Here is a 13,441-nt window from a genome sequence, read left to right as displayed (position 1 = left end):
GGGGCCGGCCCCCCCCCCCCCCCCCCCCCCCCCCCCCCCACGCCTCGCAGCCCCCGGGGATGGCAACCCTGTGGCAAACTACCCGCCCCAAGGAGCCCCCCATGCCCAGACCCCGCTGCGAGCGTTGCCAGCGCCCGCTCGCCCATTGCCTCTGCCCACTGATCCCGCACCTGGACAGCCGCACCCGCGTGGTCGTGCTGCAGCACCCCAGCGAGACCGCCCACGCCCTGAACACCGCACGCCTGGCGGTCCTTGGGCTGGTCAACGCCGAGTTGCGGATCGGCGAGGTGTTCGAAGACCTGGACGCGCTGCTGGCAACGCCAGGTTACCGACCGGCGCTGCTGTTCCCCGGTGACGAGGCCGAGGTCCTGCAAGGCTATGGTCAAGACGTCGACCTGCCGCTGCTGCTGATCGTGCCGGATGGCACTTGGCGCAAGGCGCGCAAGTTGCTGTACCTGAACTCGCTGCTGGAGAGTCTGCCACGGGTGACGCTCGGCCATGTCCAGCCCTCGCGCTATCGGTTGCGCAAGGCACCGGAACCGGGTGCCCTGTCGACGCTCGAGGCGGTGGTGCAGGCGTTGAATGTGCTGGAGGCTCCGGCAGCGTTCGATGAGTTACTGCGCCCGTTCGAGGCGCTGATCGAAGGGCAGATCGAGGCCATGGGAGCGCAGACATATCAACGCAATCATGGGCAGGTTTGAATCGGAGCCCGCCCCTTCAAGGTGTGATAGTAGGCGCCCGGCCTGGAGTTGCCGGGGCTGCTTTGCAGCCCTTTCGCGGCACAAGGCCGCTCCTACTGGGCACGCGTTCTCCTGTAGGAGCGGCCTTGTGCCGCGAAAGGGTTGCAAAGCGACCCCGGCAATCTTGAATTGGAGCGGCCCTTTCAAGGGGTGAGCCTGATCGCGTAACAAGCCCACCATGCGACGGGCTAATGATCAGTGGGAGCGGGCTTGCCCCGCGATTGCACTGCCATGCTGGCGATCACCGCTCGCGCAACGCCTCCGTCCGCGCCTTCAGCACCGGTTTCAACAGATAGTCCAGCACGCTCTTCTGCCCGGTGATGATATCCACCGTGGCCACCATCCCAGGGATGATCAGCAGCGGTTTGTTGTCCCCACCCAGGTGGTTCTTGTCGGTGCGCACCTGGATCAGGTAGAACGCGTTGCCCTTGTCGTCGGTGACGGTATCCGCGCCAATCAGCTCCAGCTTGGCCTTGAGCCCGCCGTAGATGGTGTAGTCGTAGGCGCTGAACTTGACCATCGCCGTCTGTCCCGGGTGCAGGAACGCCACGTCCTGGGGCCTTACCTTGGCCTCGATCAGCAGGTTGTCCTCGATCGGCACGATCTCCACCAGGTCGCTGCCGGGCTGGACCACGCCGCCGATGGTGTTGACCTTGAGCAGCTTGACGATGCCGCGCACCGGCGACACCACGGTGGTGCGGTTGACCCGGTCGTCGATGGCGATGCTGGTGGCGGTGATCTTCGACAGCTCCGTGCGCTTGTCGTTGAGCTCCTTGGCGGCGTCGGAGCGGAAGCTGGCGTCGGATTCCTGGATCTTGCTGCGGATTTCGGCGATCGCCGCCTCGGCGCGGGGGATCGCCAGGTTGGTGGCATTGAGCTGGCCGCGCGCCTCGACGCTGCGCTGCTTGAGGCGCAGGATTTCCACGGGGGATATGGCACCTTTGCTCACCAGTGGCGAGGACATGTCCAGTTCCTGTTGCAGCAGGCCGACCGCCGAGCGGTATTGGTCGACCTTGGAGCGGAACTCGGCCAGCTCCTGGGTCTTTTGTCGCAGTTGTTCGTTGAGGGTCTGTTTCTCGCTGGCCAGCCGACGCTGGCGCGAGTCATACAACGCGGCTTCGTCCTCGGCCACCTGCGGTGCCTTGGCGCGGACTTCGTTCGACAACACGAAGGGCCTGCCCTCGGACTCGGCCGACAGGCGCTCGACCTGGGCGGTGAGCGCGTAACGGTCGGCTTCACTCTCGCCCTTGTTCGACTTGAAGCGGGTGTCGTCCAGGCGCAGCAGGGTCGCGCCCTTGTCGACCATTTGCCCTTCACGCACGAAGATCTCGGTGACGATGCCGCCCTCGAGGTTCTGCACCACCTGCACCTTGCTCGACGGAATGGCCTTGCCCTCGCCGACGGTGACCTCGTCGAGCACCGCGAAGTTGGCCCAGACCAGGGCCACCAGCAGCAGGATCGCCGCCAGCCAAACGGTCAGGCGTGACAGGCTGGGCGACTCCTGCAAGGTGGCGCCGGCCAGCTCCGGCATGTAGTCGCGTTCGGCGCGCTTGTCGGCGCCCTGGAGGTAGCTGCGCACGCTGTGGCTGAAGGGCATACATTACCTCCTAGAAAACTGGCCCCCTGTAGGAGCGGGCTTGTCCCGCGATCACGGGCATAGCCCGTGCCAGGCACCGCGTTGCCTTGATCGCGGGACAAGCCCGCTCCTACAGGGGTGGTGGTCGTGTCACAGCGCCGCGCCGATACGGCCCTTGCGCAGCGCGTCGATGACCGCGTCCTTCGGCCCGTCGGCGACGATCTTGCCGTTGTCCAGCACCAGCAGCCGATCCACCAGGCTGAGCATCGAGGTGCGGTGGGTGACCAGCAGCAGGGTCTTGCCCGGCACCCAGTTCAGCAGGCGCTGGCGCAGTTGCTCCTCGCTGCTGTTGTCCATGTGGCTGGTGGGTTCGTCGAGGATCAGGATCGGCGGTTCCAGCAGCAGCGCCCGGGCCAGCAGCACGGCCTGGCGCTGGCCACCGGACAACAGCTGGCCGCGTTCGCCCACCGGGCGGTCGAAGCCTTGCGGGTGCTGGCGGGCCAGTTCGCTGACCCCGGTCAGCTCGGCCACTTCGAGCATGCGCGCATCGCTGACATGACGGGCGCCGAGGGTGAGGTTGTCGCGCAGGCTGCCGGCCAGCAGGGGCAGGTCGTGGGCCACGTAGCCAACCTGGCTGCGCAGGTCGGCGATGTCCAGCTGGCGCAGGTCGAGGTTGTCCAGCAACACCTGGCCTTCGTCAGGGTGATGAAAGCCCATCAGCAGGCGGGCGAGGGTGCTCTTGCCCGAGCCGCTGCGGCCGATGATGCCGATGCGCTCGCCTGGCTTGAGCGTGGCACTCACATCGTTGAGCGCCGGGGCCGCTTGCCCGGGATAGCGGAAGGTGGCGTGGTTGATGCTGATGCCACCCAGCAGAGCGGTGTGTTCCAGGGCCTGGTGCTCGGCCTCGCGTTCCTGGGGCAGGCTCATCAGCGCATCGGTGCTGCGCATGGTCAGCTGCGCCTGCTGGTAGCGGGTGATCAGCCCGGCGATCTGGCCCAGCGGCGCGAGGACCCGGCTGCCGAGCATGTAGCTGGCCACCAGCGCACCGACGCTGAGGTTGCCGGCGATGATGCTGTACACCCCGGCGACGATGGTGGCCATGCCGCAAAACTGCTGGATGAACAGCGTGCCGTTGCTGGCCAGCGAGGACAGGTTGCGGGCATGGGCGTCGAGGCGGGCGATGGCGCCGTTGGTGTGTTCCCACTGGTACTGGCGCTCGCTTTCGGCGCCGCAGGCCTTGAGGGTCTCCAGGCCGCCGAGGGTCTCGATCAGCAACGCCTGGCGCACCGCACCGAGGCTCAGGCTCTTCTGCACCGTGTCACGCAGGCGCACCTGGATGAACAGCGCCAGGCCCACGGCCAGCGGGAAGGCTATCAGCGGGATCACCACCAGCCAGCCGCCGAGCAGGCCGATCACCAGCAGCATCAGCGCCACGAACGGCAGGTCGATGATGCTGGTCAGGGTGACCGCGGTGAGAAATTCGCGCAGTCCCTGGAAGTCATGGATGCTCTGGGCGAAGCCGCCGATGGTGGCGGGCCGGGCCTTCATGCTCATGCCGGTGATGCGTTCGAACAGGGTGGCCGAGAGAATCAGGTCGGTCTTCTTGCCGGCCTGGTCCAGCAGGTGGGCGCGGACCATGCGCAGCACCAGCTCGAAGGCGGTGCCGATGAACAGCCCGGCCACCAGCACCCACAGAGTGGACAGCGCCTGGTTGGGCACCACGCGGTCGTAGGTCTGCATGACGAACAGCGGCACCATCAACCCCAGCAGGTTGATCAGCAGGCTGGCCAGCAGGGCATCACCATACAGCCAGCGGGAATGCCGCAGGGTGTCGCGGAACCAGGCATTGACCCGTGGGATCAGCGGGGCACGCACGTCCTCCAGGGTATGGCGAGGACGGGCGAACAGGACCTGGCCGCTGTAGGCCTCGGCCAGGACTTCGCGTTCGACCCACTGCTCGCCGCCTTCGGCTTCGCACGGCAGCAACAGGGCCCGGCCATTGTCCCCCCAGCGTTGCAGCACGGCGCTGCGGCCGTCATTGAGGATCAGCAGAACCGGCAGGTTGAGTGGCGAGATGGCGTCCAGGTCACGCTGCAGGACCCGCGCCTGCAACCCCGCCCGCGCGGCGGCGCGGGGCAGCAGGGCCAGGGGCAGGCGTTGCTCGGCCAGCGGCAGACCGCTGCACAGGCTGGCGCGGCTGGCAGGGCAGCCGTGCAGCTTGCACAGGATCAGCAGGCCATCGAGCAACGGATCATCAACATCCAGGCGCGGTTGCGCGCTTTGCATACTGGTCACGATGGCCTACTCCTGCCGCGGTGGACGGGAAATGGGCGCTGGCGAAAAGTCCCTTGTCTCGTCAGAACCTAACGCATGTCGGGCAATTTCGCCTCGTTGCGTACTTCGGTCTTGGCGATGGCCTCGGGTGGCAGCGAGATGTGCTGCTTGCTCAGCAACTCACCCATGGTTGCCAGGACCCGATACATGGAGAACTCTTCGGTGTAGCGCACTTCGGTGTAGCGCCGGTTGGCGTTGTACAGCTCGTTCTCGCTGTCGAGCACGTCGAGCAGGGTACGTTGGCCCAAGCCGAACTGGTCCTGGTAGGCGGCGCGCACGCGCTGGGTGGTTTCGGCGTACTCGCGGGCGCTCGGGGTCTGCTTGCGGGCGTTGTTCATCGCGTTCCAGGCCAGGCTGAGGTTTTCGTTCAGCTCGCGCAGGGCGTTGTTGCGGATGTCCATCGCCTGGTTGATCTTGTGCGCGTCGGACTGCAGGCGGGCCTTGTCGCTGCCGCCGCGGAACAGGTTGTAGCTGAGCTCGACGCCGGCCTGCCAGTCGTTGTTGTCGTGGCCCTTCTGACCGCCGATGTTGTTGTTGGCGCCGGTGGCCAGCACCGCGTCCAGGCGCGGGTAGAAGGGCGACTTGGCCACTTCGTATTGCTGCTCGGCGGAGCGCACGTCAGCCTGCGCCGACTTCAGGTAGGGGTTGTTCTCCAGCATGCCCTGGCGGGCATTGAGCAGGTCACCCGGTACTTCGCCCTTGATCGTGACCGGTGTTTCCAGCTCGTCCGGCATGCGCCCGACTACGCTGTAGAAGTTGGCCTCGGCGTCGGCCAGATCGACCTCGGCGGTGTCCAGGTTGTTCTCGGCCAGGGCGCGACGGGCGCGGGACTGGTCGAGGTCGGCGGTGCTGCCCACGCCACGTTCGCTGCGCAGGCCGATCTGGTCGTTGACCCGCAGGTGGGCCTGCAGGTTGTTCTTGGCCAGGGTCACCAGTTCGCGGCGCTTGAGTACCTCGAGGTAGACCTCGATGGCACGCAGGGCGATGCTCTCGGCGGTGGCCTGGGTGTAGTAGGCGCGCGAGGTGGCCACCGCTTCGGTGCGGGCGACCTCGTTGGAGGTGTTGAAGCCATCGAACAGCATCTGCCGCAGGCGCAGTTCCGACTGGGTGTAGTTGAGGGTTTCCTTGTTGTGGTTACGCGTGCCGTCGGGGTTGAAGCCGCGAGTGTTGGTGTTGTCCGAGCGTTGCCGGCCGTAGCCTGCGACCAGATCGACGGTTGGGTAGTACCCCCCGCGGGCGAACTTCACATCCTCGTCGGCCGACAGCCTGCTGTTGCGGCTGGCGCTGATCTCGGGATGCTGGTCCACGGCGTTCTGGACAGCCTCGGTGATCGACATCGCCTGACTGTTGGCACACGCCATGGCCAACAAAATCGCACTGGTGATGGGGGTTAAAGCGCGCATGGGGTACATCTCCCTGGTCTTGAATAATGTCCTGCTAATCGCCAAAAAAATGACGAAAAATTAGAATCAAACCGTTTCAGGTTTGTAACAACAGAGCTAAGAACATTTATCGGGCGAGCTAAGAAGATTTTTTCATAAGATATATGCGAAAAAAAACTTATGCGGTCTAAGGAATCCGCGACATTGTTTCATTCAGGCGGTTACGGGAATTGGCTGGGACAGGCGATTTTCGGGCCTTGGTGAAAGTTCCAGATTTTTTGCAGCTAAGGAGACAGGGGAGGAAGGCGAAAGCGGAATTTGGCGACAGAAAAATGGCACTCGATAATGGCCATTCGCCCACTTCGCTATCGTGGCAGTCGTCACAAGGAGCGTGGTTTCTCACGAACGTGACAGCAACGATCCACCAGCCATGGCACTCGGAACGTTGCGCACATTACCCGGCACGCCTTGATCTGCGAAAAGCCCATCGGCAGGGGAGGCGTACGCTCATGGCTAAATTAGTCGGTGTAGTCGGCAAGGTGATCGGCCAGGTATTCGCGGTGGGCGACGATGGTCATCGCCGCCTGTTGGTGGAAGGCGACCGGTTGTTCGTCGGCGAACAGCTCGAGACCGGCAGCGAGGGCGCCGTGGCGGTGCGGCTGCAAAATGGTGCGCAGCTGACCCTGGGCCGCGGCAGCAGCCTGGAGATGACCACCGACCTGCTGGCCAATCGCGCGCCCCACGTGCAGGCGCCGGACGCGCAGCCCAGCGACGCCCAGCTCAGTGATGTCGAGCAACTGCAAAAAGCCATTGCCGCTGGCGCCGACCCCACGCAGGAAGCCGAAGCGACGGCGGCGGGCGGCAACCCGTCAGGCGTGTCGGGGGCGCTCGGCGGGGGTCACAGTTTCGTGATACTGACCGAGGTGGCCGCCCGGGTGGATCCCACCATCGGCTTCCCCACCGCAGGATTCAATGGTTTCCCACTGCTGGCCAATCTCGAACTCGGTGGCCTCGACGGCAACGATGACGGGCCGGTGTTGGCCGATACACCAGCGATCGACAATCCGGTCAGCCTCAATGGCCTGGATATCAGCCCCGCCGAATTGACCCTGGACGAGGCCAACCTGGCCCAGGGCTCGGCCAGCAATCCGGCGGCCCTGACCCAGTCCGGCAGTTTCACGGTGGTGGCCGCCGATGGCGTGTTCAACCTCAGTGTCGGCGGCATCAATGTGGTCACGGCGGGCGTGGTCACCGGCATCGGGCAGTCCATCGTCACCGGGCTCGGCAATGTGCTGACCATTACCGGCTACAACCCGGCCACGGGTGTGGTGAGCTACAGCTACACCCTGACCGGCGCCGAGCATCACCCGGACGGTGCGGGCAGCAATACCCTGGGCGAGCAGTTCCCGGTGCTGGTCAGCGACACGGATGGCGACGTGGCCAGCGGTACGCTCGACGTGATCATCCGTGACGATGTGCCACGGGCGGTGAACGACACCAATGCCACCGCCGCCACCGAGCAGCATGTGGAACTCAGCGGCAATGTGCTGGGCAACGACATCCAGGGGGCAGACCGCATCCCCAGCGGCCCGGTGGTAGCCGGTACCTTCGTCGGCACCTACGGCACCCTGGTCCTGGCGGCGGACGGCTCCTACACCTACACCCTCAACACCAACGACCCCGACTTCAAGAACCTGCAAGGCGGTGGCAATGGGGTGGAGACCTTCACCTACACCCTGAAGGACGCCGACGGCGACTCCAGCACCGCGACCCTGACCCTGAACGTCAGCAACCTCGACGACCCGGTGACCCTGGGCGGTCTGGACGTGAACGGTGGCGAGCTGACGGTCTACGAGAAAAACCTGGCCGACGGCAGCGCGCCGAACCCGGGCGCCCTGACCCAGAGCGGCACGTTCACGGTCAGTGCACCGGATGGCCTGCAATCCTTGAGCGTCGGCGGTATCAGCGTGGTCAGCGGTGGCGTGGCGGCAAGCTTCCCGCAGTCGATCACCACGGCGCTGGGCAATACCCTGACCATCACTGGCTACAACCCGGCCACGGGCGTGATCAGCTATAGCTACACCTTGCTGGACAATGAGAGCCACGCCAACGGCGACGGCGCCAACAGCCTGTCCGAGCACTTCACCGTCACGGCCACGGACACCGACGGCAGCACGGCCAGCGGCTCGCTGGATGTGAACATCGTTGATGACCTGCCCAAGGCCAATCCCGATTCGGCCAGTGTCGTCGAAGGTGGCACGGTCAGCGGCAACGTGCTCGACAACGACACCTCAGGCGCCGACGTGCGCGCCGATGGCAAGTACGTGGTCGGCGTGCGGGCCGGCTCCGATACCTCGACCTCGGCCAGCGGCCAGCTGGGCACTCAGGTCCAGGGCCAGTACGGCTACCTGACCCTGGACGCCCAGGGCAACGCCACCTATCACGCCAATCCCAACGCCGTGGCACCTGCCGGGGCCACAGACGTGTTCGTCTACACCGTGCGAGACAGTGACGGCGACGAAAGCACCACCACCATCACCATCGACGTACGTGATTGCTCGCTGATCGCCGGCGCCGACAGCGAGGTCACGGTCTACGAGAAAGCGCTCGACCTGACCAAGGATGGCAACGACCTGGCTGCGGGGAACGTGGTCGGCAGCCAGCCAGGTTCGACCGCCGAGACGGCCAGCGGCTCGCTGGTCAGCTCCATCAGTGGCGGAACAGGGGCGCTGACCTTCACCCTGGTCGGCAATGCCACCGGCCAGTACGGCCAGATCCAGCTGAACGCCGATGGCTCCTACACCTACACCCTGACCTCGGCGCCGAATTCGCCGAATCACGTCAACGACGGGCCGAACGTGCTGACGGAAACCTTCACCTACCAGGTGAAGGACTCGCTCGGCAACTCGACCACCAGCACCATCGTGATCAGCATTGTCGACGACGTGCCCAAGGCTCACAGCGATTTCGCCAATGTCTACGAAGGTGGCACCGTCAGCGGCAACGTGCTGGTCAACGACGTGATCGGCGCTGACGTGCCGGCTGATGGCAAGTATGTGGTCGGCGTGCGCGCAGGCAGCGACACCTCGACCTCGGCCATCGGCCAGCTGGGCAGCAATGTGGTTGGGCAATATGGCTACCTGACCCTAGACGCCCAGGGCAACGCCACCTACCACGCCAACCCCGACAGCGTGGCGCCGGCCGGTGCCACGGACGTGTTCGTCTACACCATCCGCGACGCCGATGGCGACGAGAGCACCACCACCATCACCATCGACGTGCACGATATCTCGCTGGTCGCCTGCCCCGACGACACGGCCAAGGTCTACGAGAAAGCCCTGGACCTGACCAAGGACGGCAACGACCTGGCTGCAGGCACGGTCACCGGCAGCGATCCGCACGCCACCACGGAAACCACCAGCGGCTCGCTGGCCGGTTCGGTCAGCGGCGGTATCGGCGCCCTGACCTTCACCCTGGTCGGCAATGCCGCCGGGCAGTATGGCCAGATCCAGCTGAACAGCGATGGCAGCTACACCTACACCCTGACTTCGGCACCGAACTCGCCCAACCACGCCAACGATGGCCCGAATGTGGTCACCGAGAGCTTCACCTACCAGGTGAAGGATTCGCTCGGCAACACCACCACCAGCACCATCGTGGTCAGCATCGTCGACGATGTGCCCAAGGCCCATTGCGACGTGGCTTCGGTCAAGGAGGGCGCCAGTGTCAGCGGCAACGTGCTGGACAACGATGTGGTCGGCGCCGATGTGCGTGCCGACGGACAGTACGTGGTCGGCGTGCGCGCAGGTTCCGACACCTCGACTTCTGCCATTGGCCATGTGGGCGACACGATCATTGGCCAGTACGGCTACCTGACCCTGGACAGCCAGGGCAACGCCACCTACCACGCCAACCCCGACAGCGTGCCGCCCGCCGGGGCGACCGACAGCTTCGTCTATACCATCCGCGATGCCGATGGCGATGAGAGCACCACGACCATCCGCATCAATGTCCAGGACAGCAAGCTGGTGGCGTGCGAGGACAACGACGTCACCGTCTACGAAAAAGCCCTGGACCTGCACAAGGATGGCAACGACCTGGCCGCCGGCAGCGTGACCGGCAGCGATCCTGGCTCCACCGGCGAGACCGCCTCCGGCAGCCTGGTCGGCTCGGTGCATGGCGGCGTCGGTGCACTGACCTACAGCCTGGTCGGCAACGCCGTGGGCCAGTACGGACAGATCCAGCTCAACGCCGACGGCTCCTATACCTACACCCTGACCTCGGCGCCGAAGACCCCGGGTGGCGCCAACGATGGGGCCAACACCGTCAACGAGTACTTCACCTACAAGGCCACTGACGCCCTGGGCAACAGCGTCACCAGCACCATCGCCATCAACATCGTCGACGATGTGCCGACGGTGCAGTGTGCGGTGCGCAGCATCACGCCCGGCCAGGTGGACTCCAACATCCTGCTGGTGGTGGACGTTTCCAGCAGCATGGCCGCAAGCTCCGGCGTCCCGGGGCTGACCCGCCTTGAACTGGCCAAGCAGGCCATCAATGCCTTGCTCGACAAGTACGATGAGATGGGCGACATCAAGGTGCAGATCGTCACCTTCGGCACCGGCGCCGAGATCAAGACACCGGTGTGGGTCTCGATCAGCGAGGCCAAGAGCCTGATCGCCGGGCTCAATCCCGGCGGCTCGACCTATTACGACTCGGCGGCCACCAAGGCCCAGGAAGCCTTCGCCACCACCGGCAAGCTGGTGGGGGCGCAGAACATCAGCTACTTCTTCTCCGACGGCGAACCCACCAACGGCCACGCGATGACGGCGCCGCGCGAGACCGCCTGGGAAACCTTCCTCGACAACAACGGCATCAAGTCCTACGCCATCGGCATGGGCAGCGGCGTCAACGAGGGCAACCTCGACCCGCTGGCCTACGACGGCAGCAGCCATACCGACACCAACTCGGTGGTGGTCACCGACCTCAGCCAGCTTAGTGCGGTGCTCTCCGGCACGGTGCAGGGCGCGCCGATCACCGGCAGCCTGATGAGCGGCGGCGACTTCGGTGCCGACGGCGGCTTCATCAAGGCGCTGCTGGTGGACGGCACCACCTACACCTACGATCCGAAGGCCAATGGCGGGCAGGGCGGCTATGCGGTCAGTGGCGGGGCGGACAAGGCTTCGTTCGACACCGTGAGCAACAGCCTGAACATCAAGACCGGCCTGGGCGGCACCCTGGTGGTGAACATGGACAGCGGCGAGTTCACCTACACGCCGCCGAAGGACAACGGCAGCGGCCAGGCGGAGAAGTTCGGCTTCACCGCCAGCGACAACGACGGCGATACCCGCAGCGCCAGCCTGACGGTGAACATCAACAGCAACGGCGCGCCGGTCGCCGGCGCCGACCACATCATCACCAACATCAAGGGCGCCACCCTGAGCGTGCCGGCAGAGGCCTTGCTGGCCAATGACAGCGATCCGGATCACGACACCCTGAGCGCCGCGCCGACCACCTTCAATACCAACTTCGCCGACAAGGGCGCGGGTTTCACGGCGGGCACGCAGGCACAGACCATTACCTTCAACGCCACCGCCAACAAGGCCGAGAACCAGTTGCGCGAGCTGGCCCGCAGCGAGTTCACCAGCCTCAACGGCAGCATGACCGCCGCCCTGGTGGTGGCTGGTTACCTGGGCTCGATCAGCACCGGCAATGCCAACGACGAGGATACCCTGACGGTCACCCTGCGCAAGGGCGAGACCCTGACCCTCGACCATGACCGGCCCGCCGGAAACCTGCTGATGGAGTGGAAGGATGCCAGCGGCAGCTACCAGACCATCGCCGATGGCGGCAGCTTCACGGCCACCCATGACGGGGTGTACAGCATCCATGTGATCAATACCGAGAACGCCTCGGGCAACAGCAAGGCCGCCGAGAACTACAAGCTGAGCCTGGTGGTGGACTACAGCAACGCCAGCAACGACGACTACCACGGCAGCTACACCGTCAGCGACAACCATGGCGGCACGGCGAACGGGGCGGTGGACATCACCTACCAGGCCGGCAATACCCTCACCGGTACTTCAGGGGACGATGTACTGCTGGCCGGAGCGGGCGACACCCTCCTGCACGGTGGTGCCGGCAACGATGTACTGGTGGCCGGCGCAGGCAACAACAGTCTGTACGGTGGCGACGGCAACGACTTGCTGATTGGCGGTCCGGGCAATGACCTGCTCGACGGTGGCGCCGGCAACGACACCGCCAGCTATGCCAGGGCAACCAGTGGCGTGACCGTCGACCTCGGCCATGTCGGCCAGCAGAATACCGTCGGCGCGGGGCTGGACACCCTCACCGGCATCGAGAACCTGGTCGGCTCGGACTACAACGACACCCTGACCGGCAACGACGGCGACAACCTGCTCAACGGCGGCGCGGGCAACGATGTGCTCAGGGGCGGTGGCGGCAACGACATCCTGATCGGCGGACGCGGCGATGACACCCTCACCGGTGGCAGCGGCAACGACACCTTCGTCTGGCAGAAGGGCGACACCGGCCACGACACCGTGACCGACTTCACCCCGGGCAGCGATCGGCTGGACCTGTCGCAATTGCTGCAGGGCGAGAACGCCACCAGTGCGTCGCTGGACGACTATCTGCACTTCAAGGTCAGTGGCAGCGGCGGCAATGTGGTGTCGACCATCGAAGTCAGCAGCGTCGCCGGCGCGGCACCGACCCAGACCATCGACCTGGCCGGGGTGGACCTGGCGCAGCACTACGGGGTCGCGGCCGGGGCGGGCGGGTTGATTGCGGCGGGGCATGACACCGCGACCATCATCACCGGCATGCTCAATGACCATTCGTTGAAGGTGGATACGGTGTAAGCCGAGGCTTACATTCCCCTGTAGGAGCGGCCTTGTGCCGCGAAAGGGGCGCGCAGCGACCCCAGGATTTCAGCATTGATGCAAAAATCGCAGGGGCCGCTGCGCGCCCCTTTCGCGGCACAAGGCCGCTCCTACACGGGGGGGGCGCTTGGCCATCTGGCTCAATCCGGTCGCTGCAAGGTCTTCTGCTTGAGGATGTAGAGACTGACCAGCACCGCGCTGGTCAGCATGAACACCCGTGCCCAGAACAACGGCACCAGGTAGCAGGACAGGCCGATGCTGGCCCACATCAGGCCGATCGCATAGACCTTGCCCCGCAGCGGAATCCCCTCGCCGCTGAGGTAGTCGCGGATCCATGGCCCGAGTTTCGGATGATTCACCAGCCAATGGTGAAAGCGCGGCGAGCTGCGGGCGAAGCAGGCCGCCGCCAGCAGCAGGAACGGAGTGGTGGGCAGCACCGGCAGGAAGATCCCCGCCACCCCGAGCGCGACACTGAGCCAGCCGGCGGCCAGCAGCAGGTAGCGCACC

6 protein-coding genes are annotated in these 13,441 nt (G+C 65.4%); 2 read left to right on the top strand and 4 right to left on the bottom strand.

Annotated elements, in window-relative coordinates:
• Positions 1–101: 101 nt before the first annotated feature.
• Entirely contained in the window at positions 102–701 is a 600-nt protein-coding gene (locus POF53_RS23545) for a tRNA-uridine aminocarboxypropyltransferase (RefSeq protein ID WP_498969671.1), read from the top strand.
• A 280-nt stretch (positions 702–981) separates the two neighbouring features.
• Here POF53_RS23545 and POF53_RS23540 read toward each other — a convergent pair whose 3' ends face one another.
• From POF53_RS23540 to POF53_RS23530, 3 genes are all read right to left on the bottom strand, one after another.
• On the bottom strand, positions 982–2,337 hold the full coding sequence (locus POF53_RS23540) for an HlyD family type I secretion periplasmic adaptor subunit (protein ID WP_203651489.1): 1,356 nt from the start codon (positions 2,335–2,337) through the stop codon (positions 982–984).
• A gap of 129 nt (positions 2,338–2,466) precedes the next feature.
• Entirely contained in the window at positions 2,467–4,602 is a 2,136-nt protein-coding gene (locus tag POF53_RS23535) for a type I secretion system permease/ATPase (protein ID WP_498969674.1), read from the bottom strand.
• A gap of 77 nt (positions 4,603–4,679) precedes the next feature.
• Positions 4,680–6,053 carry a TolC family outer membrane protein gene (locus POF53_RS23530; protein WP_186714529.1) on the bottom strand — a complete coding sequence of 458 codons (1,374 nt, stop codon included), beginning with the start codon at positions 6,051–6,053 and terminating at the stop codon, positions 4,680–4,682.
• Positions 6,054–6,541: 488 nt separating this feature from the next.
• On the opposite strand from POF53_RS23530, the gene POF53_RS23525 reads away from it, so the two are divergent.
• Complete coding sequence (locus tag POF53_RS23525; RefSeq protein WP_498969669.1) at positions 6,542–12,913, top strand: retention module-containing protein; 6,372 nt, start codon at positions 6,542–6,544, stop codon at positions 12,911–12,913.
• Positions 12,914–13,074: 161 nt separating this feature from the next.
• Here the strand turns inward: POF53_RS23525 and POF53_RS23520 are convergent, their stop codons facing one another.
• On the bottom strand, positions 13,075–13,440 hold the full coding sequence (locus POF53_RS23520) for a YbaN family protein (protein ID WP_232857329.1): 366 nt from the start codon (positions 13,438–13,440) through the stop codon (positions 13,075–13,077).
• Position 13,441: the final 1 nt, after the last annotated feature.

This window comes from Mitsuaria sp. RG, assembly GCF_028369275.1.
In the GTDB taxonomy this organism is placed as follows: Bacteria; Pseudomonadota; Gammaproteobacteria; order Pseudomonadales; family Pseudomonadaceae; genus Aquipseudomonas; species Aquipseudomonas peradeniyensis.
The sequence above is the reverse complement of the archived record's forward strand: the minus strand, read 5'-3'. Positions and strand labels throughout refer to the sequence as shown.

Bases quoted from the DNA above. Each gene is read 5' to 3' on its own strand.
- POF53_RS23525 (WP_498969669.1), top strand. From the start codon at position 6,542: ATGGCTAAATTAGTCGGTGTAGTCGGCAAGGTGATCGGCCAGGTATTC.
- POF53_RS23540 (WP_203651489.1), bottom strand. From the start codon at position 2,337: ATGCCCTTCAGCCACAGCGTGCGCAGCTACCTCCAGGGCGCCGACAAG.
- POF53_RS23530 (WP_186714529.1), bottom strand. From the start codon at position 6,053: ATGCGCGCTTTAACCCCCATCACCAGTGCGATTTTGTTGGCCATGGCG.
- POF53_RS23545 (WP_498969671.1), top strand. From the start codon at position 102: ATGCCCAGACCCCGCTGCGAGCGTTGCCAGCGCCCGCTCGCCCATTGC.
- POF53_RS23535 (WP_498969674.1), bottom strand. From the start codon at position 4,602: ATGCAAAGCGCGCAACCGCGCCTGGATGTTGATGATCCGTTGCTCGAT.